At 42.9% G+C, this 24,056-nt stretch carries 21 protein-coding genes and 1 pseudogene; 7 read left to right on the top strand and 15 right to left on the bottom strand.

The genetic code is table 11. From position 1 onward, the window contains the following. Window positions 1-24: 24 nt before the first annotated feature. Entirely contained in the window at window positions 25-1,533 is a 1,509-nt protein-coding gene (locus tag BLT07_RS08895; RefSeq protein ID WP_091867853.1) for a DEAD/DEAH box helicase, read from the bottom strand. A 286-nt stretch (window positions 1,534-1,819) separates the two neighbouring features. On the opposite strand from BLT07_RS08895, the gene BLT07_RS08890 reads away from it, so the two are divergent. Further along, window positions 1,820-2,671 (top strand): bifunctional helix-turn-helix domain-containing protein/methylated-DNA--[protein]-cysteine S-methyltransferase, encoded by an 852-nt coding sequence (locus BLT07_RS08890; RefSeq protein WP_091867851.1) that lies wholly within the window; start codon window positions 1,820-1,822, stop codon window positions 2,669-2,671. A gap of 7 nt (window positions 2,672-2,678) precedes the next feature. Here the strand turns inward: BLT07_RS08890 and BLT07_RS08885 are convergent, their stop codons facing one another. Beyond that, entirely contained in the window at window positions 2,679-3,608 is a 930-nt protein-coding gene (locus BLT07_RS08885) for a 2-hydroxyacid dehydrogenase (protein ID WP_091867849.1), read from the bottom strand. 52 nt (window positions 3,609-3,660) lie between these two features. Beyond that, the gene (locus tag BLT07_RS08880) at window positions 3,661-4,170 is read right to left on the bottom strand and encodes a DUF6155 family protein (protein ID WP_091867847.1); all 510 of its coding nucleotides are present in this window, start codon (window positions 4,168-4,170) and stop codon (window positions 3,661-3,663) included. A 163-nt stretch (window positions 4,171-4,333) separates the two neighbouring features. Here BLT07_RS08880 and BLT07_RS08875 point away from each other — a divergent pair, with 163 nt between their 5' ends. After that, complete coding sequence (locus BLT07_RS08875; protein WP_091867845.1) at window positions 4,334-5,197, top strand: sigma-70 family RNA polymerase sigma factor; 864 nt, start codon at window positions 4,334-4,336, stop codon at window positions 5,195-5,197. Window positions 5,198-5,466: 269 nt separating this feature from the next. After that, entirely contained in the window at window positions 5,467-5,856 is a 390-nt protein-coding gene (tssD, locus tag BLT07_RS08870) for a type VI secretion system tube protein TssD (RefSeq protein ID WP_091867843.1), read from the top strand. Between the two features lie 533 nt (window positions 5,857-6,389). Here tssD and BLT07_RS08865 read toward each other — a convergent pair. The 6 genes from BLT07_RS08865 to BLT07_RS08840 all read right to left on the bottom strand — a co-directional run bounded on the left by BLT07_RS08865 (window position 6,390) and on the right by BLT07_RS08840 (window position 15,050). Then, on the bottom strand, window positions 6,390-7,625 hold the full coding sequence (locus tag BLT07_RS08865; RefSeq protein WP_091867841.1) for a YaiO family outer membrane beta-barrel protein: 1,236 nt from the start codon (window positions 7,623-7,625) through the stop codon (window positions 6,390-6,392). Continuing rightward, window positions 7,625-10,024 carry a sulfatase-like hydrolase/transferase gene (locus BLT07_RS08860; RefSeq protein WP_139205124.1) on the bottom strand — a complete coding sequence of 800 codons (2,400 nt, stop codon included), beginning with the start codon at window positions 10,022-10,024 and terminating at the stop codon, window positions 7,625-7,627. The genes BLT07_RS08865 and BLT07_RS08860 overlap by 1 nt, the downstream gene beginning before the upstream one ends. Window positions 10,025-10,149: 125 nt before the next feature. Further along, window positions 10,150-11,529: a glycosyltransferase family 2 protein gene (locus tag BLT07_RS08855; RefSeq protein WP_394331310.1), complete on the bottom strand. Its 1,380-nt coding sequence runs from the start codon at window positions 11,527-11,529 to the stop codon at window positions 10,150-10,152. A 59-nt stretch (window positions 11,530-11,588) separates the two neighbouring features. Further along, the gene (locus tag BLT07_RS08850) at window positions 11,589-14,255 is read right to left on the bottom strand and encodes a HEAT repeat domain-containing protein (RefSeq protein WP_091867835.1); all 2,667 of its coding nucleotides are present in this window, start codon (window positions 14,253-14,255) and stop codon (window positions 11,589-11,591) included. 1 nt (window position 14,256) lies between these two features. Next, complete coding sequence (locus tag BLT07_RS08845; protein WP_091867834.1) at window positions 14,257-14,628, bottom strand: response regulator transcription factor; 372 nt, start codon at window positions 14,626-14,628, stop codon at window positions 14,257-14,259. 8 nt (window positions 14,629-14,636) lie between these two features. Continuing rightward, window positions 14,637-15,050, bottom strand: coding sequence for a hypothetical protein (locus BLT07_RS08840; RefSeq protein WP_091867832.1), 414 nt, complete (start codon window positions 15,048-15,050; stop codon window positions 14,637-14,639). A 142-nt stretch (window positions 15,051-15,192) separates the two neighbouring features. Here BLT07_RS08840 and BLT07_RS08835 point away from each other — a divergent pair, with 142 nt between their 5' ends. Beyond that, complete coding sequence (locus tag BLT07_RS08835; protein WP_091868246.1) at window positions 15,193-16,473, top strand: dipeptidase; 1,281 nt, start codon at window positions 15,193-15,195, stop codon at window positions 16,471-16,473. Window positions 16,474-16,560: 87 nt separating this feature from the next. On the opposite strand, the gene BLT07_RS08830 is transcribed toward BLT07_RS08835, so the two are convergent. Both BLT07_RS08830 and BLT07_RS08825 read right to left on the bottom strand, forming a co-directional pair. Beyond that, complete coding sequence (locus tag BLT07_RS08830; protein WP_091867830.1) at window positions 16,561-16,956, bottom strand: acyl-CoA thioesterase; 396 nt, start codon at window positions 16,954-16,956, stop codon at window positions 16,561-16,563. A gap of 184 nt (window positions 16,957-17,140) precedes the next feature. Continuing rightward, window positions 17,141-18,053, bottom strand: a pseudogene (locus BLT07_RS08825) (DUF72 domain-containing protein). Window positions 18,054-18,141: 88 nt separating this feature from the next. Between BLT07_RS08825 and BLT07_RS08820 the strand changes: the two are divergent. Further along, a complete protein-coding gene (locus tag BLT07_RS08820; protein WP_091867828.1) occupies window positions 18,142-18,549 on the top strand; it encodes a glyoxalase in 408 nt (135 codons plus the stop codon). A gap of 148 nt (window positions 18,550-18,697) precedes the next feature. Here BLT07_RS08820 and BLT07_RS08815 read toward each other — a convergent pair whose 3' ends face one another. Continuing rightward, window positions 18,698-19,375 carry a DUF2461 domain-containing protein gene (locus tag BLT07_RS08815; RefSeq protein ID WP_091867826.1) on the bottom strand — a complete coding sequence of 226 codons (678 nt, stop codon included), beginning with the start codon at window positions 19,373-19,375 and terminating at the stop codon, window positions 18,698-18,700. A 103-nt stretch (window positions 19,376-19,478) separates the two neighbouring features. On the opposite strand from BLT07_RS08815, the gene epsC reads away from it, so the two are divergent. Together epsC and cysM are read left to right on the top strand one after the other, a co-directional pair. Further along, the gene (gene epsC, locus BLT07_RS08810; protein ID WP_091867824.1) at window positions 19,479-20,270 is read left to right on the top strand and encodes a serine O-acetyltransferase EpsC; all 792 of its coding nucleotides are present in this window, start codon (window positions 19,479-19,481) and stop codon (window positions 20,268-20,270) included. Continuing rightward, window positions 20,263-21,147: a cysteine synthase CysM gene (cysM, locus tag BLT07_RS08805; RefSeq protein WP_091867822.1), complete on the top strand. Its 885-nt coding sequence runs from the start codon at window positions 20,263-20,265 to the stop codon at window positions 21,145-21,147. Before epsC ends, cysM begins: the two co-directional genes overlap by 8 nt. A gap of 93 nt (window positions 21,148-21,240) precedes the next feature. Here cysM and BLT07_RS08800 read toward each other — a convergent pair whose 3' ends face one another. The 3 genes from BLT07_RS08800 to BLT07_RS08790 form a co-directional block, all read right to left on the bottom strand. Next, window positions 21,241-21,747, bottom strand: coding sequence for a hypothetical protein (locus BLT07_RS08800; RefSeq protein WP_091867820.1), 507 nt, complete (start codon window positions 21,745-21,747; stop codon window positions 21,241-21,243). A gap of 103 nt (window positions 21,748-21,850) precedes the next feature. Next, window positions 21,851-22,942: a magnesium/cobalt transporter CorA gene (corA, locus tag BLT07_RS08795; RefSeq protein ID WP_091867818.1), complete on the bottom strand. Its 1,092-nt coding sequence runs from the start codon at window positions 22,940-22,942 to the stop codon at window positions 21,851-21,853. A gap of 99 nt (window positions 22,943-23,041) precedes the next feature. Then, a complete protein-coding gene (locus BLT07_RS08790; RefSeq protein ID WP_317040749.1) occupies window positions 23,042-23,728 on the bottom strand; it encodes a tRNA pseudouridine synthase A in 687 nt (228 codons plus the stop codon). Between the last annotated feature and the right edge of the window lie 328 nt (window positions 23,729-24,056).

Here is a 24,056-nt window from a genome sequence, read left to right as displayed (position 1 = left end):
ACCTACCGCAACCTGCTTAGTCAATTACATCTTTGCCGCAAAGCGCCTTGAAATACTCGAGCGCAATTTGCGTTCATAATCCTCTTCGAGCCATTCCTTATAGTTCTTGGTATTGTTCATAATGCAATAAGAGTACTGACGCACACGAAAAGCGATTTCTTCCTTGAGTTCTTTGGCAAGGATACGGGCGTCAAAAACATCCTCTGAATTTTCCACACAGATTTCAGCGTGTTGTTCGATACTGCGTTCCAGAACCAGTTTAGACCTCAGGCCCTGTGCAAAGACTTTCTTGTATTCCGCTTTGATGTCAAATTCGATGTTGTTCGATTTTTTGAATTTCTTACGAAGCTCGGCCGGCATCTCATAGACGAATTCACGCTCAATGTCTTCGTCGTTTTTGATATTATCCAAATAAAAATCCGGAAAATGGAAGATTTCCTGCCAATCGATAGGTGCGTGCCACATACCGAAGCGGGCTACGTTGTTACCGAGATCAACCACATTAAAGTCCTCCTTTTCGGGCAAAATTCGTGAACCACGACCAATCATCTGAAAATAAAGGGTCAATGACCGAGTCGCACGATTCAGCATGATAGTCTCAACCGTGGGTTCGTCAAAGCCGGTGGTTAAAATACTTACCGAGGTCAAAATGGCATCGGGCGTTTCCGAAAACCACTTTAAAATTTCCTTGCGTTCGGTAGCGTTGTTTTTATTGTCGAGATGGCGAATGTTATAGCCGGCCTTTTTAAACGTTTCGTAAACATATCTCGAAGTGTTGATACCATTATTGAAAATCAGGGTCTTTGTACCTTCCGCAATCTCTCTGTAGGCGGCCAGCAATTTACCCAGCATGCTGTGGTTTCCATAAAGCTCTTCGGAAGATTTTACGGTATAATCCCCACTGATACCCAACTTTAGACTTTGCAGCCCAACGTCATATCTATAGACATTGGCCTTGGCCAAGAAGTTCTTGTTGATCAAGGCTTCGATAGATTCCCCAACAATTAACTTTTGGTAATTGTCCTTCATCGGAAGCTTGATATTCGAGCTCAATGGGGTCGCCGTGACACCGAGAATAGTGGAGTCTTTAAAGAACTTGAACAGCTTACGGAAAGAGTTGTAGTGTGCCTCATCGATGATGACCAGTCCGATATCATTGATTTCTATTTTTTCTTCCTGTAGGCGATTGTTCAGCGTCTCGACCATCGCGACGAAACACATATAGTTGTCCTGGTCCGTAAACTCTTTCACCTCGCTGTTGATGATTTTGTTCTTGACCCCGAAGCCGTTGAGCATTTTCGAGGTTTGTTGGCTTAGTTCGATACGATGTGTCAGAACCACGACTTTTTTACCCGTCTTTGCGATGTAGCGTCTGGCAATTTCCGAGAAAACCACTGTCTTGCCACCACCGGTAGGCAACTGGTAGAGAAGATTGCCGTTCGAGGTCTCTTTCAGGTGGTCGAAAATGGTGTTCAGATCCTCTTCTTGATAATCGTATAGGGTCTTTTCGATGGTGTCTTTCTGTACTTTCAAGTAGGTCGTTAAATTTAGTACGTCAGCATAATTTTAAACGCTTTGGCACAAGTTCAATTTTGCAAAACTAAAGCAAATTTGCGTTCGGGCGAAATTTATTGGTTGGAATATGGAACGGGGAATTTAGGTTTAGGGGAATTTAGGATTTGTAGGGATGGGTGTTGTCGGTAAAAACGAGTCGATTTTCTTTGGATGGCTTTGTTTTGAAAAATATAGCATGTTCGCAAGTTTCGGGTTTTAGGGAAGCGGGATGAACATTACTTTTGTTGTAATAAAATTGGAGGTTATGAACGAGCATGATTACCATAATTACAGGCGGATAGCGGAAGCTATCGAATACATTCAACAAAATTTTACAGCACAACCGACCCTTGAAGAAATTGCCGAAAAAGTACATTTAAGTCCGTATCATTTTCAGCGGCTTTTTACGGATTGGGCAGGCGTCAGCCCTAAAAAATTCTTGCAATACATTAGCGTTCAGCATGCTAAACAAATCTTGAGCAACTCTCAATCCACATTATTTGAAACGGCGTACCAAACAGGACTTTCGGGTACAGGAAGATTGCATGACCTATTCGTAAAAATCGAGGGCATGACCCCTGGGGAATTCAAAAATAAAGGAGATACCCTAAGCATTAACTATAGCTTTTCACAAAGTCCGTTCGGCACTATTTTAGTTGCATCCACCTACAAAGGTATCTGTTATATGGGCTTTTACGATGATGCAAAGCTTGCCTTCCAAGAATTGGAAAAACGCTTTCCAAAAGCCGTTTACATTGAGCAAACGGACGGTTTTCAACAAAATGCCTTACAAATCTACACTGAAGATTGGAGCAATATCAATACGATAAAATTGCACCTAAAGGGAACGGAATTTCAGTTAAAAGTTTGGGAAGCCCTTTTAAAAGTTCCCACCGGGAACTTAGCAACGTACGGGAATATCGCGAAAGCCATTCAAAAACCAAAAGCCGCAAGGGCCGTCGGAACCGCTATCGGAAGTAATCCCATCGCCTTTCTGATTCCATGTCACAGGGTTATACAATCCACTGGAGTTTTTGGTGGCTATATGTGGGGATCGACCCGAAAAACGGCGATAATTGGTTGGGAAGCCGCAAAAGTTAGCGCTCCAAATGGTTAGCCATATTTTAGTATCCCTTGTCCCTAGAAATCTTGTTAATTAAAGGTTTACCGGCCTTCATGCGCCTATAATTTTCCAAAATTTGTGGCACTACGAATTTCGGGTCCGAAACACTTGCGTAGTGCGGTGTCATGTGTATTTTTTCGTGCTGCCAAAATGGATGCGTTGCCGGCAGGGGTTCTTGATGATAAACATCGAGTCCTGCACCGGAAAGATGTCCGCTATCCAGCATTGAAATCAGATCATCATCCACAAGATGACCTCCACGGGCTACGTTGATGACAAACGCATTTTTTGGTAATTGTTCAAAAAGGGATATGTTTAAAATACCGGTCGTTTTATTCGTCAAGGGCAAAAGACAGACCAGTATTTCGGAGGATGACAAAAATCCGGATAGTTCTTTATCTCCGGCAAAGGTTTTTACATTTTCGATGGATTTATGGGAGTTCGCCCAGCCCTGCACCTTAAACCCGAACCGAACCAAATCTTTGGCTAAAACCCGGCCCAGCTCTCCCAGGCCCATGATACCCACGGTAAAATCGGAGATGCGATAGTAATTTCTTGGCTTCCAGATGCCTTGCGTCTGCTGTAGTTTGTAGGTATCCAAATTTTTGAGATGGCTTAAAATGACCGCCAACACGTGTTCGGACATATCTTCGGCCAACTTCGTATCAACAATACGCGTAATGGGAATGCCTTCGGGCACATCGGGATCTTTGAAGATGAAGTCCACCCCTGCCCCGTTCGAAGCGATCAATTTTAAATTGGGATAGTTGGCCAAGCTTCCTTGGGGATGTTTCCAGACCAAGGCCATCTCTATGTTATCCTTTGGATGGTCTTCCAAATAGCCATACACCTGCAATTCGGGAGATTCCGCCATTAGGGCTTCTTTCCAAAAATCTATTTTACCATCCTGTCTTATAACTACTAATGCCATTTTTTCTGTTAAAGTCCGAAACTATTATTCATCGGTTAAAATTAGTTGAATCTCAATCAATACTATCCAACACCCTCGAAAAACCTTCCCCGAACAACCAATCCTGGTCCTGCGTTTCTTGATAAATGCTTAAAATCCTTTCTTTGAAATCGAACAAAAGTCCGTTAAGGGCAACATACTGTACCGCTTGTTCAAAGGAATTCAACATACTTTTAAAAAAGGCATCCGGCACATTTCTATCCTTGGCGAAGGCCTGGGCGATCTCAAGATTGAATACCATGACATCGGCAATAATATGGGGTTCGACGCCCAACTTGATAAAATATTTGATATACTTCTGAGCCACGGAACGCCGCGCTTTTGGCTTTCTACGTTTTACGGGAAAATATTCGTTCGATATTTTGGTTTTTGCCTCTTGTAACAGCTTATCCTCTTTGGGATTAAAGATAAAATCATAATACTCCTTTACCACGGGAAACCGACTGTAGAGATCGAGCAGCTGCTCTTCAACGGCATCCTTCTTTAATTCAGAGAGGTACTTCTTAAGTTCGCGCTTGCTCATGTATTGGTTTGGGGATTGCAATGTATCGAAATTTGGGGTGTTTTATCCAAAAGTCCTTAAACTTCTCATAAATATTGTATAACAATACCTACATCTTTTTGGAAAAGACAGAATTAAGCTGTATACTACTCTCTTGTAGAACTCCTAAATCCAAAATGTACATATGAGGCAACTAAAGATTATCAAGCAGGTAACAAACCGGGAATCAAAATCGTTGGACAAGTACTTGCAGGATATCAGTAAAATCGATCTGATTAATGCCTCCGAGGAGGTAGAATTGGCACAGCGAATTCGTGCAGGGGATCAGCTCGCCCTTGAAAAATTGACTACTGCAAACTTACGTTTTGTGGTTTCTGTGGCCAAACAGTACCAAAACCAAGGTCTGAAACTTCCCGATTTGATCAACGAGGGCAATTTGGGATTGGTAAAAGCAGCCAAGCGCTTCGACGAAACGCGCGGATTTAAGTTTATCTCGTATGCGGTCTGGTGGATCCGTCAGTCCATTCTTCAGGCACTTGCGGAACAATCCCGTGTCGTTAGGCTTCCGTTGAACAAAATCGGTTCGATCAATAAAATCAAAAAAACCTTTTCCTATTTGGAGCAGGCACACGAACGTCCGCCATCCGCAGAGGAAATTGCCAAGGAATTGGAAATGACCGTGAGCGAGGTGAAGCAGTCCATCAAAAACTCCGGACGCCACGTATCGATGGATGCGCCGCTGCGCGAAGGAGAAGATTCCAACCTTTACGACGTTTTGCGTTCGGGAGAATCACCAAGGCCTGATAAATTGTTGATGCAGCAGTCCCTTAACACGGAAATCAACCGTGCTCTGGAGACCTTATCCCCAAGGGAAGCCGATGTAGTAAAGCTTTATTATGGTATTGGCGACCAACAGTCAATGACCCTTGCGGAAATCGGACAAACTTTTGACCTGACACGCGAGAGGGTACGACAGATTCGTGAAAAGGCCATCAGGAAACTACGTCATAATTCAAGAAGTAAACTACTGAAGACCTATCTTGGATAACACGCCGAGTTAACAGCACGCTAATCACTTTTGATGGCCAACCGTTGCGAATATCGGCGGATTATGCTTCATATAATTGGAAATTTAAAAAGGGAGTCCATGAAAATGGTCTCCCTTTTTATATGAAATGCTATCCTAAAACGTTATATGTCTGGATAAGCGTTTCCTACTGAAATGCTACACGTCGAAGCTATCCAAAAGTTAAAAAATTATTTTAATAGTTGTCCCATAAACCCTTACCATTTTTAACCCCTTAACTCCCTTTTATTATGTCATTTTTAGCCAAACTTCTCCTAGACGGAAAACAATATAATATATTACATTGCCTGTACAATTTCGAACAGCCCATGGACGGCACTGGCAAACCATCCGCCAGACCTATCGGCGGCCGGATTAGGGTCACCATAGAAGCCGATGGCAGCTATGACCTGCTCCACTGGATGTCCTCTCCCGACCAGACCAAGAACGGTAGTATCGTCTTCTACAAACGTGACGCCATGTCGAGATTGCAAGAGGTCATCTTTGAAAAGGCGTATTGTGTAAACCTTGAAGTGGAATTTGACGCCATAGATGATTCGCCGCTACAGCAACGTATCGTAATTTCCGCCAAGAGCTTAAAGATTGGGGATATGACTTTTGATAATCATTGGGGGGCATAAAAAAGGAGGCCATCAAGGCCTCCTTTTAAACAACTGATTCACTGAAAACAAGTAAACACTAAAACACTAAAACACTAAGAATAATTTAATTTTCCGATTTCTTCCCTAGAAAGTATATCGTTCAGGGTTGCGATAAAGTGTAGATAATCTGCATTATCAGGATTTTGATTTGCCATAACAGTAGGTTTTAAAAATTGGGGATTTGGGTTTGGGACTCTGCACCGTTTCCAGTACTACATGTAATCCAACTCCACCAATTCGTTGAGACTTAAGATTTCGTTGAGGTCTTGTAAGAAGGCTAGGTACTCTTCTCCGTAAGTGTCGTAAAGCATAAATACGTAGGTTAAGTTGTTGGATTAATTTTCGATTTTGGGAGCGATTTGGGTCGCTGTATTTATTTGATGAAGTAAACTTATTCAATACTCCCAATGATTACAATTAATTGTGGTGTAACCTTAAAATTTTGTTGTAAACGTTGTTAATCCTGTAAGGTGTTGAATTGTCAGGAAATTTTAATGAAGAAATTTATAGTATCAGAACTTCACTTGATACGTAAGCCCTGCGGAAACGGACCAGGCAAAGCTTCCGGAATCGAAGACCAGTTCTTGGCGAGTGACCCCTAGGTTCACGTTGTAAGTATTGGGACTTACCTTGCCGGTAAACTGGTATTGGAAGCCCAGACGTTGTGATTCAATGAAAAGCAAGGTCTCAGCCAACAGTTCATCGCCTTCCCTGAATTGCTTTAGTTCGGGAGAATATCCCATGCCCACGTTTATCCCTAAATAGTTGTCGCCGTCCTTTAAATATTTCCGCACCAACAGGCCTCCGGACAAACTCACATCGCCATTGTCCTGTGGCGTGACGTAAGGCCGTAACGAAAAGTAATAGTTGCCTCGATAGAGCCCCAGGGACCCTGTAAATACGGTTGCCTTTGTCGTGGTAAAGTCCAAATAACGCACCCCAAATGAGGTTTCAAAGGCTTTTGGCAAATTCGCATATAGCTCTGCCCCAACCCGATGATCGGGGAAAATAGAAGCATGGGAATACCCATAATTCAGATAGGCATAAAAGGTTTTAGATAATTTGGGATAAAAATCCAGTTCAAATTGTAAGCCATGGGTTTCGAAACGGTTGGCGTAATTGATTCTGGGGATGATGCTTCCTGCGCTGGTCTTCCTACTATAACTGAGGCTAGAGTAGATCATGGGCTCGTACACGATATCGAAAATTTCGACGGAATTGGCAATCGACACGGTATTTTTTAGGATTTTGGATTCTTCGGGATCTTTTACTGCCGTAACCGTCGTATCGGAGGGGATTATTTCTTTTTCATCAAGGTTTGCCAGAGCTCGTTTTTTCAATGCCTCGACATCGGCATCGGCCTTTAGATACAACAAAGCTTTGTTGGCCAGACCTAGGGCGATATAGTAGTCTTCGGCGTAGATCTCATTTTTTATGGCCGCAACCCAAACTTCCTTGTTTTCGCGTTCCGATGAGGTTATGCGGTTGAATTGTGCCCGGGCATCATCATATTTCCCGTCCCAACTATAGGTGCTGGCCAATAAACTTCGGACATCTGAATAATTGGGATATTTGGTGAGAATTCGTTTCAAGGTATCGCGGGCCATTTCGCGTTGGCCATCAAATGCTAGACTGCGGGCCGTAAAATAAGAAGTATCTGGATTGCCGATATATTTAACTTCCTGTGCCCTACCCCAAAGGCACAGAAGGGCGAAGAACAGAAAAGCACGTATAGTTTTTATTTGCATTATTCTTCGAATGAATTGTCAGCGGTTTCGCTAGTTGGATTTTCTTCGATAGTTCCATTTGTTTTGTCCAAGACCACTCCCGCTTTTTTAGCTTCGTTTCTTGCCCGCTCAATTTTATCGGTAATAGCCTCAACACCAGAACTATTTTGCTCTACGGTTTCAATCAGTTCTAGGGCTTCTTTAATTCTCCCCGACCAAAAATAAACATCGAACAAGGCCGCATACGAATCAATATAATTTGGATTCATATGTATACAGTCTTTTAGTATCTCGATACTTCTGTTGTAGTCACCACTCCAAACATTTACGCGCCCTGATAATATTTTGGTGTCAATATGACTCGGCGCTTCCGAAAGTATATAACGGCATAACAGTAATGATTTGTCGTATTCTTTATCGAACGCAAGCTGGCGGGCAATAAAATAAATTTTATCAAAATTCTGTCCGTTATAGACACTATTGATCCATACGGTTTCACTGTCGGTAAACTTTTCCTTTTGAACCCTGAAAATGGCAAGGCTGTCTGGTATAATTTTATCATTGGTAGTTACATAGGCGTTCATCGATTTGAAGTTTTCCAACTTCGATTCCGCCTTTGAGCCGCCGAAAGAACTTCCTAGATCCATATTTTTATCGATGGCATATACCGACCCATCGGAATACATTTTTTCGGCACTGATAAATTCCTTCAATTCATTTTTATTACGCATCAAAGGAATATCCTTTGTAGATCGAAACTCGGCCTGTGTATCCAAGGCACCCCCCATCCACGCCACTTTTTTGGGCATTTTCAGTTCGTATGTGCTCTGTAGCATTGCCAACAAGGTCGGGGTGACATCAAAATGGGAGTTGACCGCACTCATTTTCTTGGTGGATTTCAAAAGCGGACTGTACATGATCAGTGGCACATGAAAACGGCTCAGATTGTTACGCTGGGGAATGGGAATCAGCCTGTGGTCGCCCGTCACTATAAAAATTGTATTGTCGTAGTCCGGCTGGTTTTTGTAGGCATCAAAAACGTATTTTAAGGCCTCATCGGTGTATAACAGGGTTGCAAAAACATTCTTGTTCTTTTCGATAACGTTCTTGATCTTTCCCCTATGGTTGCCTTTGGATAAAATCTTCTCTACCTTTCGCTCATAAAAATCCTGTTGCGGTGGGATGAAAGGTTCATGAGTACTAATGGTCATATATACCTCCATTCGAGGTTGCCCTGCTTCGCGGGAAAGACTCATACTTTTCTTGAAAAGCTCCCTATCGGGATAGCCCCATGACGAACCCGCTGCGTCTTCGGCCTGCATGGTGAATTGATTCCCGAATCCGGATTTATCCAAAACAAAATCCACATTCTCGCTGCGCAAGAAGCGGTCGACATTGTCAAAAGAGCTGTTGGTGCCCTGATAGAATGAAGTTCGGTATCCGTTATTCTTTAAAATACTGTATAGGGTCAGTTTATTGGGATATTTTTCCAGCTCCATAAATCCGCTTTTCCCGAAAGGCAAGGATCCTATCAATGAGGGAAGCACCCCGAACGTGCGGCCCGCGTTGCTCAAACAATTTTCCCAGTAGAGGGATTTTGTGCTGAGGGAATCCAAAAACGGGGTAAAACCTGCATATTCGGCGCCTTCGCCCATAAAATCCCTACCCAGTCCTTCGACCATGATAAAGACGATATTGGGTGTTTCCTCTTTGAGATCAAAAAATTCTCCAAGGGTATTCTCGATATTTTGGGATTTGATCAAGGGATATTCCACATCCGAATTGTAGGAAGTATCCTCTGTAGAAGTTTCATAAAGATTCAGCGCCAAATACTGCGTCTTGTTCTGGTTGATAGGTTTCCCTGAAACGAAGAGCGTCATAATGAACAGGCTGAACAGGATGATCGTAAAGGGATACATCCTACTGATGTGATGGTAGTATTTTGAGGTTGTTTTGTACAATCCAAAGAACAATCCTATACTGATAATTATCCCAAAAACCATAGCAACATACAGCCATACGCCCCCGGAATTGGCAATCGTAATTTTTATATCCTCAAAACTATAGCCCAAAAGGTCAGAGCCCAGGGGCACCAAGGCCGTACAATAATAACTGATAAGCAGGGCCTCGATAATCAATAGTATAACAAGCAAGACGAACACAAGATTAAAGCCATAGCGCGGCCTAAGATTTTCCCAAAAGTTAAAGGGAAAGAGTAAAATGACGCCCACAATCGAAGCAAATCCTATTTGGTGCACGATAGCGATGAAGAAACTGGAACCGAAGATAATATCCACTACCCCCTTAAAGTATAGGGTGGTATATTGAAAAATAGAAAGCACTAACAAGCACCCCAAGAATGAAATAATCAATCGGGTATACTGCTTAAGTGTGTATCTATCGTATTGGCTGGTATTCAAATCGATTATTGATTACTGATTATTCAGTATTGACTGGTTGTAAACCTCCATTAAGGGAATACTATTTACTGATATTCCTATCATTCCTATCCCTACCTTAAACTTATTATCTTGTATATCGGACTTCAAGTTGCCTTTGCAAACCCCTTCCGCACTTGCGAGCCCCAACCGGATTTTATGTTGAATAATTTTTTATAGTTGCCCCTAACCGCTGCCCAAACCACAATGGGGTGGAACAACAGCGGCTCTATTATGGCACAGAACATCAGTATTAGAATGTCCTTGGTTTTTTTGTATTCGTTATAACTGTAAACATCCCAAAGGATGGCGTAGAACGAGAACATGACAGAGAACAGATAGACAGTGGCCGTAATGGCGATAAAGAAATCCCAATTAAGGATGCCTAGATAATAAAATGCAACAACCGTAAAAAAACCGAAAAACTCCATTAAGGGCGCCAGCCATTCATAAAAAAACCAATAGGGATAACTCAGCAATCCGAGGCGGCCGTATCTGGAATTAAAGAACATGTCTTTATGCTTGAAAAGAGTCTCCAGATTTCCTCTCGCCCATCGGTCTCGCTGGTTTATAAAGATTTTAAGATCTTCTGGCACTTCGGTCCAACACAGGGAATCTGGAATATACTCAACAGTATACGGGGTCTTGTTATCGTGCATATACCGTCGCATCTTGAATACGATTTCCATGTCCTCCCCTACTGTTCCCGTATCGTAACCGTCAACGGCCAACGCGATTTCGCGATCAAAAAATCCAAAAGCACCTGAAATGATGAGCAGGCTGTCGATACTGCCCCAGGCCATTCTTCCTAAAATGAACGAACGGGTATATTCCAAAAGTTGAAACCGCGCCAACCAGTTTTTAGGCAGTCGTATCTCTTCTAACTGTCCGCCTTCGATCACACAGGAATTCGCTACTCTGATAACCCCGCCAACGGCGATGACCCGCTTTTCGGAACGTTGATAAAAGGCCTTCACCACATGAAGCAACGCATCGGGCAGCAAGAGGCAATCTACGTCGATACAGCCCACGTAACGATTGGTCGACAGGATCATACCCGTATTTAGGGCGTCTGATTTGCCTCCGTTTTCTTTGTCTATTACGGTCAGTTTCGAAAAGGCACGGTGTGGTGACTTATAAATACCCCGAATGGGTTTGTTGCGCCAGTTGGGATCAACTTCCTGTTCGACCTTGACAAGGTCGTACGCATCGATCATCTTTTGTAGAGTATCGTCTTTACTACCGTCGTTAACGACCATAACCTCGTAATTGACATAGCGCAGAGACATGAGCGAACGTATATTCTCCACGATGGTCATCCCTTCATTATAGGCCGGTGCAATTATCGTGATACTCGGCGCCAAGGGTGATGCCATGACTTTCGACAGGTCGCCAAAACTATTCTTTTTACGATAGTGGATTGAATTTTTGGTAGACAGATAGCCCATAATACTAAACAGCGTAAACAGGGTTATCGTAAACCCCATAAAAACAAGGTTTATATATTCTAAAATAATATGGTAGGCTTCGCTATCCATTTACGGAGTCAAAAAAACAATTTTGTAAATTTTATCAACGAAGTAAAAAACGAGCTTCCGTTGTCGTTGGAGGACACTTCTGTCGCAATTACCGGAAGGTTCAATATCTTCTGGTCATAGTTCTTGTCCAAACTCTCGCAAAGCTCAAAATCGATGTCAAAAATCTCCGGAGCTAAGGAGGGAGACACCTGCAATTCAGAAAGAAGATGGTCAAAACTTTCTTTTTCCGAATTTGTACCATATATTCCTTGTTCTGCGACAATATTGGATATCCCTTTTGTACAGAGGGATTCCGGTTTCTCATGGGAAAGCTTTGCAATTAAAAGTTTGAGAACGGTTTGTGCTTTGGTGCGTATTCTTTGATCGGGACTTTCGAGCAAACCGTCCAAGAATTCGATTTCCTTTTCGTCGCCAACGGGTACGATTTCATCTAAAAGGATAAGTTTGCATTCCGTATCTATACTGTTAAAAAGGTCGGCGAAAACGCTGAAGACAGGCAAATCGGCCGATTCGTTATCCGTAGTCAAACTGGGCTTCCGCTTTGCAACCGGTTCTCGGGAGAATTTCTCTATCATCCCGGTAATACGCTCTTTGATAAAACTTTTGCGCTCCTCTGCTCTAAGCTCTTCCAGTAAGGGAATTTCCCGAATATCACCGAGCTCCTCGAGGTCGTCCAAAAGTCCCATCATATAAGCCTCGTGCTCATCGTAATAAATAGGGTCGGGTATGAGTTGACGGGAAACTTCGACATCCGAAGGGTGAGGAACGATATCATATCGCAATTCTATTTCGCGTAATTCGTTGTCGGCCATTAACCAAGACAATACGTCTTCGACTTTGGGGCTTTTTACGTCAATGATGGGGACATCCTCTAAATCAAATGCTACTTTTTCGTCTGTTTCCGAAACCGAAGCGTCGCTTTTTTCATCGAAGAATACCTCAAAATCGGAAAGGGAATACCCCTCGATATTCTCTAAGGCTTCAGATGCTGTCCTATTCGATTCTTCCGATGATGGTGTAACCGTCAACATCTCTTTGTCGAAAACAACGGGTAAAAAGTCCAGTTCATTGATTTCGTTGATAAGTGCTTGCAACTCTTCGTCCATGGGATCGGAAGAGATTTCTGCATGGGGGACGTCTAAGGGTATCAAAACTTCTTTGGATAGTTCGTTGTCGTCTTCTTTCACATTTCCTTGGGATAGGGTCTCGGTTTCATCGGCTACCACAATGGGCAGAAAATGGATGTCCGAAATATCAAAATTGGATGCTTTAGCTGTATGGCAAACGTCTTCCGTATAGATGTCCTCTGTAGGGCTGTTTTCGAAGGATGCCGCTTTCACCTCTTCAACTTCTACCTGTATTTCTTTTAGGGACTTGTCTGATCTTTTTGGATTGGTCATCGGTGTTGATGTTACTAGTGGGTCGTTATTTGAAATTTGATTGTCTGTTGGATTGGGTGCGAACTCCACCGTTATCGGATGCTCCGCTGATATATTGCTTTCGGGGCCTTCCCTGGCCTCTTCGAGGTCGGTCGCATCCCCTTCGATGACTTTCCTTTCTACTTTCTCGTCTGCGATAACGGGAGACGGGTAGGCTGTGACATATTCGATATTTTCGGTCGGCATGATGCTTTCAGGGGCAATAGTGTTTATGGCGCCCACAGCTTTGCTCTTTACCGAGAAGTTGCCTTCCCGTTGCGATATAGTTTTTAAAAATTCTATATCAGAAGAATTGCCCAATTGCGCAATCGTCCCCAAAATACCCAATTTAGTATCGACCGTGCATTTTGGAAAGACGCCTTTTAGAATCGGTAAAGCTTCAACGATGTGAAATTCTTTTATACACTCGATAGCCTGTTGCCTTACCTGCCGATCTTTGTGCTTTACCAGTTCGATTAGGGAGGCGTTTGCATCGTTTTGGTTGTAATATTTGATAAGACGAAGGGCGAAAAGTACCACTTGGGTATTGGTTGAAGTCAACCAGGTCTTGAAGCGCGGTGGTTCGTAATCTTCTTTATTCCGAACTACGTCCAACAATTTTAACTGCTGCCACTCCGATATTTTGTATTTGGTGGTATCTAAAAAATAGCTGAGACCCTGGGGTCTCAGGGTTACGGTCGCAATCTCGGCCTGCTTTCGAATGGTGCCCCTTCGGTCATTTATGAACTTTACGATAAAAGGGTAAGCTTCCTCGACCTGCATCCGCGTGAGCTCGAGAATACCTTTTGAAATGACTTCCCACCGCCAGCTCTCCAATTTTTTAAAGGCGTCCTTTTCGAGACCGAGGTCTTGATACAATTTGAATAGCCGTTTTTGGGTATCGCCGGAAACATCTTTTCTCAGATCGAGTAATATTTGGGTCAAGATCTTTCTATTGAACTCTTCCCTGAGCAGATTGCGAATTTCAATCTTTAACCCGATATACTTTGATTTTTCGGCTTTGTCCGCGTCATCCTCATAAAACAAAAACTCGCTGACCATTGGCGACAATTCGGTTTTACACTGTGTGATCCGTGATGCATTGGATGATATTTTGTTTCGATAGAAAAAGACCGAGATGAAATACAAAAGCGCCAGAAAAACGAAAAAGGTCGAAAGTCCCCATAAGAGGTCAGTATTGATTGCCGGGGCGGTAATCAGCGTAAGTATACCATATGTAAGGTTCGGTATTTGCAAATCAGTTTTTGTTCAGTTCACGCGCCACGCGGACGAGGAGTTCGGAGGGACTCACCGGTTTAGAAATAAAATCGTTAGCACCCAGTTCAAAGGCGTTCAGTACGTTTTCTTCGTTGCCGGCCGATGATATAATGATGATAGGTACATGAAGATTCAACTCTTTGCGCACATAGGCGATGAGCTCCATACCCGAGAAATAGGGCATCATGATATCGCTTACAATGATGTCGGGCGTGTTTTGGGACAGATATTCCTTTACCTGTTTTCCGTCGGCGCTATGTTTTACTTCGTACCCACCTTTTTGTAGTCGGAACGTCAAGAGCGATGCCAGTAACTGATCATCTTCGGCCAATAAGAGTTTTTTCTTTTCCATGCCTTGACTTATCCATGATTGAGGTTGGCCAGAGCTGTATCGATGGAGTCTTTTACCGTTGGATATTCCTCCGCAAAGCAATCGCTTAGAAATTGAAGGTGCTTTGGGTCTTGGTCCTCGCTACATTCCTTCTGTATGAGAACAATTATGGCGTGAAGGCTATCGGTGCGCATCATGGCTAACCCGGCTTTTATTTTATGAGCCGCCAGGCCCAGTTCCTTGAAGTCTGAATTGAGTAGATGAATTCTAGCTGCCCCGATAAATTCCAGTGCGTTTTCATGGTAGAGCGATACCAGTTGTTGCAAAAGGTCCAATTCTCCCATACATTCTTCCAAAATGGGTTCAAGGTCTACGTTAGTGGATAACTCGTGGAGATTAATACCGGAAAGCTGATGTAGGTCTAGTAGGTTTTTTGTTTTCAAATTGGGGTTATTAGTATTAATAAGATTGGGTTGGTAAAAATCCCCTTAAATAGACCCGTAAGCAATTAAATGTTACCTAGGCTGGTATATCTGTTGTCAAATGGCTTTATTTGTAGGTATACTTTTTATTAAAACATTCGATATGAAACACTTTATATGCATTTTCGGTCTTTTGGCGATAATCTCCTGTACTGAAAAAGTAAAGAAAACCGAGGAAAGTCTAGAGGCGAAAGCTAGGCGCATACATGAACAAACCATTACGGTGGACACCCATAACGACATTAATATCAATAATTTTACGGATAGTATCAATTACACCCAAAGGCTAAAAACCCAGATTAACCTGCCCAAAATGCAGGAAGGGGGACTCGATGTAAGCTGGCTGATCGTCTATACCGGCCAAGACACCCTTACCGCAGAAGGTTACTCCAAAGCGGAGGAAAATGCCCTGGCCAAGTTCAAGGCTATACATCGGCTCTGCGAAGAAATCGCTCCGGATAAAATCGAGCTGGCATTCACTTCGGATGATGTTCGCCGTATTGATTCCATCGGCAAAAAAGTGGCCATGATCGGCGTTGAGAATGCGTATCCGATGGGCGAGGACTTGTCGAATTTTAAAAGGTACTATGATCTGGGGGCGCGCTACATCTCCCTAGCGCACAATGGCCACAGTCAGTTTAGCGATTCCAACACCGGAGAAAAAGACAGCGTGTGGTTAAACGACGGTTTAAGTGACCTTGGTAAAACTGCTGTAAAAGAGATGAATAGATTGGGGATTATGATCGATGTTTCCCACCCATCAAAGAAATCCATGCTACAGACAATCGAACTCTCCGAAGCCCCCATAATCGCATCACATTCCTCTGCACGCGCCCTCTGCGACCACAGTCGAAACTTGGACGATGAACAGCTGAAATTAATCAAGGAAAATGGCGGGGTCGTTCAGACCGTTGCCTTTGGAGCATATCTAAATACCAAAAAAGACTCCATTCGATCGGAATACATGCAAGTTATTTACAAAGAAGTGGCGGATTCATTGAATGCGGTCTGGCACAACCCATCGGATTTCGGCAGCCTGACCGACGAACAAAAAGAGGACTTTATTGAAAATTATCCGGTCATTCTTAAAATTTCAAATACAGTAGCGGCCAAAAGAAAAGATGCCCCGCCTGCGGTAAACGTTTCTGATTTTGTAGACCATATCGACTATATGGTCGATGTAATGGGCATCGATCATGTCGGTATCAGTTCCGATTTTGACGGCGGGGGAGGTATCGAAGGCTGGTCAGATGCCTCCGAAACCTTCAATGTCACCCTAGAACTGGTGAAACGCGGTTATACCGAGGAAGAGATTGCTAAAATTTGGGGCGGGAATTTGTTGCGGGTTTTGGATGAGGTACAGGATTTTGCTAGTAAGGAGTAGCGGTCAGCAATCAAAAATTCAAGGTATACATGTGCCTTATGGCACATTTAAGGTAAGGTTGTCTTTGGGACTTAAATTTAAACTTTTTTAATCCTCCCCTGCCAATCGGTCTTTCACAAATTCTATTTTTGTTTTGCCATGTGGCTTAGGCTTTCCATCTTCGCCTAGATTTACCATGATGATGTTGTCAACGGTCACGATGGTTTCACGCGTCATTTTATTGCGTACTTCACAGTTCAGTGTCAGTGAAGATTTTCCGAATTTCACAACTTCGATTCCGATTTCCACGATGTCGCCCTTGACCGCCGTGCTCATAAAATTGATTTCGGACATGTATTTGGTGACGATTCGCTTATTTTCCAATTGGATGATGCTATACAGCGCGGCCTCTTCGTCGATCCAGGCCAATACACGACCACCGAACAAGGTTTCATTGGCATTCAAATCGCCGGGCTTGACCCATTTTCTAGTGTGGAATCTCATAGCGGTTGCGGGTTACAGGTTAAATGATGCAGGTTTAATTCAAAGTTCAATACAAACTTTTTAAGTATTCAAGCCCGCCAGCTGGGGCAGATAGCGTTACAGGTAAAGGTAATTTGGACCTTGAAACCAGAGTTAGGCTGCATTAAACCTTACATTTTGAGCGAAGTTATTAAAGAAAACACTTCTAATGCAGTTTTGGTCCATCATCGCCCAAAGTTTTCGGAATATGAAGGTTTGTGCCTAACTTTTTATTCAATTTCGCAATAAAGTAGGCGGATAAAAGTGGGGATTTCAATTCCATATTCTGGTGTACGAAGAAGTTGATGTTCGTTAAGCCTTGTTCCTTCCAAACTAACAGACGTTCGACCCAATCATCCAAACGCGCGTAATCGCTTTCGTGATTGGCGCCTACGTATCTGATAAAAGCTTCGTTATTGGTCAAGCGCATGTGCATAATATCTCTTCGACCGGCCGTGTCGACCAAGATATTGGCGATGTTGTTTTCTTCCAAAAGATGATAGAGCTTTTGGGCGACGTTCTCATCGTTGAACCAATCCGTATGCCGGAATTCCATCGCCAAGGAGAATTCCTTCGGCCAATGTTCCACGAAGCGCACTACCCTATCCCAATTTTTGGGTCCAAAATTATCTTGCATCTGTAGAAAGAGCGTACCCAATTTATCTTTTAGGTTCGCCGCGCCGATAAGATATTCATCTATAATAGGATACACCTGATCATTTAAACGTCGCAAATGACTGATATTTCGTACGAGTTTCGGAAAGAACTTAAAATTATCGGGTGTAGCATCTCCCCATTTCGCAAATTGTTCTGGCGAGAACATTCTATAACGAGAACATTCTATAAAATGTGGCATTGAGTTCGACGCTGTTGAACTGGCTGGAATAGTATTCAAGTTCGTTTTTGGTGCCTCGTGGATAAAAGTTCTTCAAGTCTTGTCGGTTCCATTTGGCACAGCCGACATGAACTTTGAAGATTTGATCTCCGCTATGTTTAGAGAGAATGACTTCTGTATCCGGATGGTCTTTGGGGATACTGAAGTCTATGAGTTCTGGTTGCTCTACTTTTCCGAATTTCATACTGCTGTGTTCATAACGCGGTTAAAAACTATCGTACTGGAATAATTAGCGCCATATCTTATCCATTATCTTTATAAAAATCGCTACTATGAACGACCGGTGCAATCATTTACTTAGCATTCGCCCTGAAATTCCTTCTGCCAGGGTCACCCAAAATATGAGTGAAGACGAAAAGTTCCAGAACGGTACCCTGAGACCGATCATCAAATTTCAAAATCCTCTTATTGTTGCGATGTTCCAAAATTATATTACTAAATATAAGAACGCCTTTCACCAACTTTCGGCACAAAAACGCTTCGAGTATATTGAGAATGCCGTTCAAAAAGATATGAAATTCCGGAATTCATTGAAGGGAATCATCATTGGCCAGTTTTCGTTGGAAGAATACCAGTCATACATCAAAAATTCCTCTGCCCTGAACAAACGCATGATGAACATGGTCGTCGAGCGGCTCAAGGATCAGATTCAGATTTTTGAGGAAGGTTCCCTGGTGTAAATCTTTATGGAATTTGCGTGACATTAATACGGACATGGCCTGAAACCCATTCGGTGTTTTGCGCACAGTTTTCTTATCTGCTCGCAGACAGGGAAGATACAAAGCCAAACGAAGAAGTCGAATAACTACAGCGGTAGACTCGGAATAATCATAACAAGGACTCCCCATTCAGATTTGTGTTCAGCACATCGCCCATAAAATCAAAATAGGGTCGAATAGCCTTGTACGATTCGTCAATTTCATCAAGAAAAGTAGGTGAAAGCACTTCATTATCCGTGAATTTCCTATGGAAGATGAATTGCTTCAGCCGTATCAGATCAATGTTTTTATGGTTTTTATCGAAGCCCTTCGGCGCCGTCTTCACGGCATCACCCTCTAGTTCGCCCCAAATTTTTTTGAAGTATTTTTCGTTGATAATTTTTCGAAATTCCGTGGCATCCAATTCGAACTCCTTTCGTATCCGGAAAAGATCTTCCTTTTCAGGACCCCAAAATCCTGTGGCGATAAATGTTTCTCCAGGTTTGATGCGAATGTAATAGCCACCCCTGTTTTGGGCACCTAGACGGTGAAAGGAACAGGCAAAATGGGCTTTATACGGTGTTTTATCCTTCGAAAAACGCACATCCCGATAAATCCGGAACATCTTCATCTTTTCGATTTGATCATGGACTTTCAGATTATCCATAACCAACGTATAGAAATCCTTAACATCGCTTTCATGTCTTTTGAATTCCGTTTTATGCTCGGTAAACCAGTCCCTATCGTTGTTCTTTTTGAGCTTGTCCAAAAAATAAAGGGTTTCTTTCGTAATTGCGGGATGTAACATTCGTCTAAAATCCTGTGATTAATTGATATTTGCGCTAAAGTTAACCCATGAAGATGGAGCGCATTTAAATTTATGGTTAATTTTGACAACTCAACATGGAAATATGACCCAACAATCGATTATAGATAAAATAAACCGGCATAAGAAGCAGCCCAATCTTAGGTATGTGCTTAAGCAGCAGACCGAGGACTTTACCAATACCCTTTTTTATACCTTGTTTGACATTGACACCCCGGTAGAAAAGAATTTAGGGCTTTTGGAAACCCAATTCGATGCGCTAGTTGATCTTGCCTGTTGGGATGTAGACAAATCCTGTAAGAAAATTTGGGATTCTTACGTCGAAAAGCTTCCGGAAATTTTGCGGCGTTTAAACCTTGACGCGGAGGCTACGGTCAACTGTGACCCTGCATCCCTATCTATCGAGGAGGTGTATATGGCTTACCCCGGTTTTTATGCGATTGCCATCTATCGATTGGCGCACGAGCTTTATGCAGAGGGTTTCCCGTTAGTACCGCGGTTAATGACCGAATATGCGCATCGGCAAACTGGGGTAGATATCAATCCGGGTGCACAAATCGGTGATTCCTTTCATATCGATCATGGTACGGGCGTCGTTATCGGTGAAACGGCCATTATCAAAAATCATGTGAAAATTTATCAAGGCGTCACTTTGGGTGGACTTTACGTAGCTAAACACTTGCAGAAGACAAAGCGCCACCCGACCATTGAGGATAAAGTAACCATCTATGCCAACGCTACCATTTTAGGCGGGGATACCATTATCGGAAAAAATTCCGTTATCGGCGGAAACGCTTGGTTGACCGCTTCGGTACCTAAAAATTCCACGGTTTTTCACACTCCCGAAATCAAAATTAAAACCCTTCCGAATGTCTAAATCGATCCTCGACCTCATCGGTAATACACCCTTGGTCGAATCCCGTATTTTGAACACCAATCCCAATGTTACTTTATTGTTTAAGTTAGAAGGCCATAACCCTGGCGGTAGCGTAAAGGACCGTGCCGCACTGAACATGATTCAAAGTGGATTGGAGCGTGGTGATTTCGACAAAAATTCTAAACTTATAGAAGCGACAAGCGGCAATACGGGTATCGCCTTGGCCATGATCGCCGGCAGTTACGGATTGAACATTGAACTCGTAATGCCCGAAAACAGCACCAAGGAAAGGGTGCAGACCATGCGGGCTTATGGTGCGAAAGTTACCTTGACATCCGCTGATGTGGGTATCGAAGGGGCCAGGGACTATGCGGAAGACAAGGTCAAAAACGAGGGTCGCATTATGATCAACCAATTCGCGAACGACGATAATTGGAAAGCCCATTACAAATCGACCGGCCCCGAAATCTGGCGGGATACCGAAGGCAAGGTGACGCATTTTGTATCCTCCATGGGTACCACTGGCACTATCATGGGCACATCGACCTACCTCAAGGAGAAAAATAGGGATGTTCAGATTGTAGGGGTGCAACCTACCGATGGTTCCAGCATCCCCGGCATCCGAAAATGGCCTGCAGCATATTTACCGAAGATATTCGATGCCAGTAAAGTCGATCAAATATTGGAAGTCACTCAAGAAGAGGCCATCACTATGGCAAAACGCTTGGCCAAACAGGAAAGTATTTTTTCGGGTATGAGTAGTGGTGGTGCAACAGCGGCAGCCTTACGATTGGCAGATACGCTTGAAAGTGGCATTATTGTTTCCATCATTTGCGACCGGGGGGATCGGTATCTTTCTTCGGATCTTTTTGTGTAAAGAATTAGCCCGCCGTTGAATCGCAAAACAAGTTCCGCCGGCAGAAAAAGCGCTTATCATTGTTGGCAAAAATCTTAGGTGTGATTCAAAGGCTTATTCTTGCGGGTCGTTTTGCTCCAATTCTAATTGGATTACTTTTCCGTCATCACCGGTAATTACAATCATCTCGTTCAGATTTTCCTCCGACATATCCTTATTATCCTTGACATTCAAATACTTGCTTTTTTCCAAAGCCGTGAATATCTCGTCATCGTTTACGTTGATTAGAAAATCCTTTTTTGCATCCGAGGCATAGCTGAATTTTATGGTTTCGTCGTACTCTGGGTCCATATCGTTGTCTATACTTACCGTTTTAAAGATTTTCTTCGGCGTGTTAATTCTACGGGCATCGATTTTGTTTTCTACCACAGTATCAAACTGAACATCCTGTCGGATTACGGTATGGATCTTTACCGATTTCTTGACCAATTGGCCTTCTTCGTAAACTTCGTATTTTTTTTCCGTGGTCTCCTGGGAAAGTTCCCGATTCGGATTTTGGGCATATAAGCACCCCATTGAAAAAAGTACAACAGCGAACATCGATACATCTATAGATTTCATATAACTTCTTTTATTGGTTTCGATAACAAAGTAACAGAAAATTAAAATGCCATGTGAATAATTGGGTAAATTATGGGCCGGGCAAAGACATGACTTTACATGTCTATATCCAGTGCTTTCTTCTGAAATAAATCATCATGCCAATAATTAGGGCAATCATCACGCCCCACACCACGTAATAGCCATTTTCATAATGCAGTTCGGGCATATGATCAAAATTCATCCCATAAATGCCGGCAATAAACGTCAAGGGTATGAAAATGGACGCCATAATCGTTAACACCTTCATCACCTCGTTCATTTTATTGCTCATGTTGCTCATATACATTTCCATAAGACTCATCGACATTTCGCGATAGATCTGTATACTCTCGTTGACTTCGATGGCATGGTCCAGTACATCCCTAAGAAAGACTTTAGTCTCTTTGGCGATTAATGGGTGGTCGGTGTCTATTAATCGGCTGACCAATTCTTTAACAGGATAAATCCAGCGCCTAACCCGCAGTACCTCCTTTTTCAGTTCCTGGATTTTTTGGGCCACTTCGGGACTGGGATCAGCATATATGGCTTCTTCTAAAACTTCTATCTTATCGTTTAGATATTCCAACACCGCAAAATAGTTATCCACTACCGCATCTAAGAGGGCAAAGAAGAGGTAGTCAGCCCCTCGGGAACGGATGCGGCCGTCCATTTTACTGACCCGGTCGCGGACACCCGTAAAAACGTCATCCTCCAATTCCTGAAAAACAAGTACGCAGTTTTCCAAAAGCACCAAGGCGACATGTTCCCCGATCAACTCACCATTTTCGTTAATGTATAGCATTTTAAAGACGGCAAAAATATGGGGCTCATATTCATCGATCTTAGGGCGTTGATGGGTGTTTACGATATCTTCCATTACTAGGGAGTTCAATCCGAATCGCTTCCCCACCTTTTCGATAAACGCTTCATCGCTAAGCCCAACAATATCTATCCAAGATATCATAGGCGGGCCTTTATGGGCTACAATCTCTTCAATGTTGGCCGGGGCGTGTACGTTTAACTCGTTCTCATTGTATTCTAGAATATTTACAACGCTTTCAAGATTTTCCCTGCGCCCCATATAGGTAATGGTACCGGGTGCCTTTCCCTTTTTTTTGGCGAACCGTGAAGGCATTTTCGGAATAATGCTAGTGATTTTCTTTCTTTTTCGCATGGGATTAGAGTTTCTAAGAGATAAATGGGTTTTTATGATGCTAAAGTTAAGAGAAATTTAGAACGGTGTTTGTGTTTTAATTTTGGATAAGCTGTCCCTTTAAATACTAAACTCCGACCGGTTCAAGACCAGCCCGGAACCGGGTGCAATATAAGTGAGCTGTATGTTAGGTTGTTCTTGAAGGGAAGCTTCTATATCGGATAGGGTGAGCTCAGCTTTACCCAACTGAATAAGGGCCCCCATCATCATACGCACTTGGTAGCGCATAAATCCGGCACCTTCGACATGCAGCGCGTAACTTTTCTTAGGAAAGAAATTAGCGCTTAGCAAGGTATTACGTTTTAGCATACAGGATGTTATGCTGCGCGTTGTTTGGGTCTTCCCGCGGTCTTTTACGGTATAGGCGGAGAAATTGTGGATACCTTCGAAAAGCCGGGCCGCTTCTTTCATTACAGAGATATCGAGATTACCATGAATATGGGCCAAAAAAGGAGCACAGAACGGATGGTTTTTTTCACCATAGGAAAACAGGTACACATATTCCTTCGTTTTTGCATCCTTGATAATATTCAATTTTTGGGATATTGGAGCGATGGACAAGACTCGGATATCCGGAGGAAGGTTCAAATTAAAAAGTTCGAGGAAGTTTGGCATATTCTCCAAGGCAGCGTCCAAAAAAAGTTCAAACGCCATATCCAATGCAGAAACTTTGGCATCCGTTCTGCCGGCAGCAAGAATTTTGAAGGGTTCGCCCGGTAAAATAAACTTCAAAGTTTTTGACAGCATACCTTCAACGGTACGTTGCCCAGGCTGTATTTGCCATCCACTGTAGCGAAACCCTAAATATTGAGTACGTATTAAGTATGAAAGGGTTGCTTGCCGCATATTTTCTAATTGGGTGTGAAGCTAGCATTTTTCCATGTTTAAAATGCCAAAGCCTAACAAAACAAAAGTAGCAAAAGAAGCCACACTAAATAGGATTATACGGCTCACCAAGTAATATTGACTTTAAATTGTCGGAGACCGCAAACCCTTTTCATTACCGATGATTTTAATTTTATAATGTTTAGCTGGAAGGAAAATTCGGTATTTTCTGATCGAATTTTAAGAACCT

It is taken from the genome of Pricia antarctica, from assembly GCF_900101815.1.
In the GTDB taxonomy this organism is placed as follows: Bacteria; Bacteroidota; Bacteroidia; order Flavobacteriales; family Flavobacteriaceae; genus Pricia; species Pricia antarctica.
Note: the sequence above shows the minus strand (reverse complement) of the source record. Positions and strands in the feature narration are given on the sequence as shown.

Coding starts and splice junctions, on each gene's coding strand:
- BLT07_RS08885 (WP_091867849.1), bottom strand. CDS start 3,608: ATGGCATTAGTAGTTATAAGACAGGATGGTAAAATAGATTTTTGGAAA.
- BLT07_RS08800 (WP_091867820.1), bottom strand. CDS start 21,747: ATGAAATCTATAGATGTATCGATGTTCGCTGTTGTACTTTTTTCAATG.
- BLT07_RS08880 (WP_091867847.1), bottom strand. CDS start 4,170: ATGAGCAAGCGCGAACTTAAGAAGTACCTCTCTGAATTAAAGAAGGAT.
- BLT07_RS08845 (WP_091867834.1), bottom strand. CDS start 14,628: ATGGAAAAGAAAAAACTCTTATTGGCCGAAGATGATCAGTTACTGGCA.
- BLT07_RS08865 (WP_091867841.1), bottom strand. CDS start 7,625: ATGCAAATAAAAACTATACGTGCTTTTCTGTTCTTCGCCCTTCTGTGC.
- BLT07_RS08815 (WP_091867826.1), bottom strand. CDS start 19,375: ATGTTACATCCCGCAATTACGAAAGAAACCCTTTATTTTTTGGACAAG.
- tssD (WP_091867843.1), top strand. CDS start 5,467: ATGTCATTTTTAGCCAAACTTCTCCTAGACGGAAAACAATATAATATA.
- BLT07_RS08790 (WP_317040749.1), bottom strand. CDS start 23,728: ATGCTGTCAAAAACTTTGAAGTTTATTTTACCGGGCGAACCCTTCAAA.
- BLT07_RS08830 (WP_091867830.1), bottom strand. CDS start 16,956: ATGAGATTCCACACTAGAAAATGGGTCAAGCCCGGCGATTTGAATGCC.
- BLT07_RS08820 (WP_091867828.1), top strand. CDS start 18,142: ATGAACGACCGGTGCAATCATTTACTTAGCATTCGCCCTGAAATTCCT.
- BLT07_RS08875 (WP_091867845.1), top strand. CDS start 4,334: ATGAGGCAACTAAAGATTATCAAGCAGGTAACAAACCGGGAATCAAAA.
- cysM (WP_091867822.1), top strand. CDS start 20,263: ATGTCTAAATCGATCCTCGACCTCATCGGTAATACACCCTTGGTCGAA.
- BLT07_RS08835 (WP_091868246.1), top strand. CDS start 15,193: ATGAAACACTTTATATGCATTTTCGGTCTTTTGGCGATAATCTCCTGT.
- BLT07_RS08890 (WP_091867851.1), top strand. CDS start 1,820: ATGAACGAGCATGATTACCATAATTACAGGCGGATAGCGGAAGCTATC.
- epsC (WP_091867824.1), top strand. CDS start 19,479: ATGACCCAACAATCGATTATAGATAAAATAAACCGGCATAAGAAGCAG.
- BLT07_RS08855 (WP_394331310.1), bottom strand. CDS start 11,529: ATGGGGTTTACGATAACCCTGTTTACGCTGTTTAGTATTATGGGCTAT.
- corA (WP_091867818.1), bottom strand. CDS start 22,942: ATGCGAAAAAGAAAGAAAATCACTAGCATTATTCCGAAAATGCCTTCA.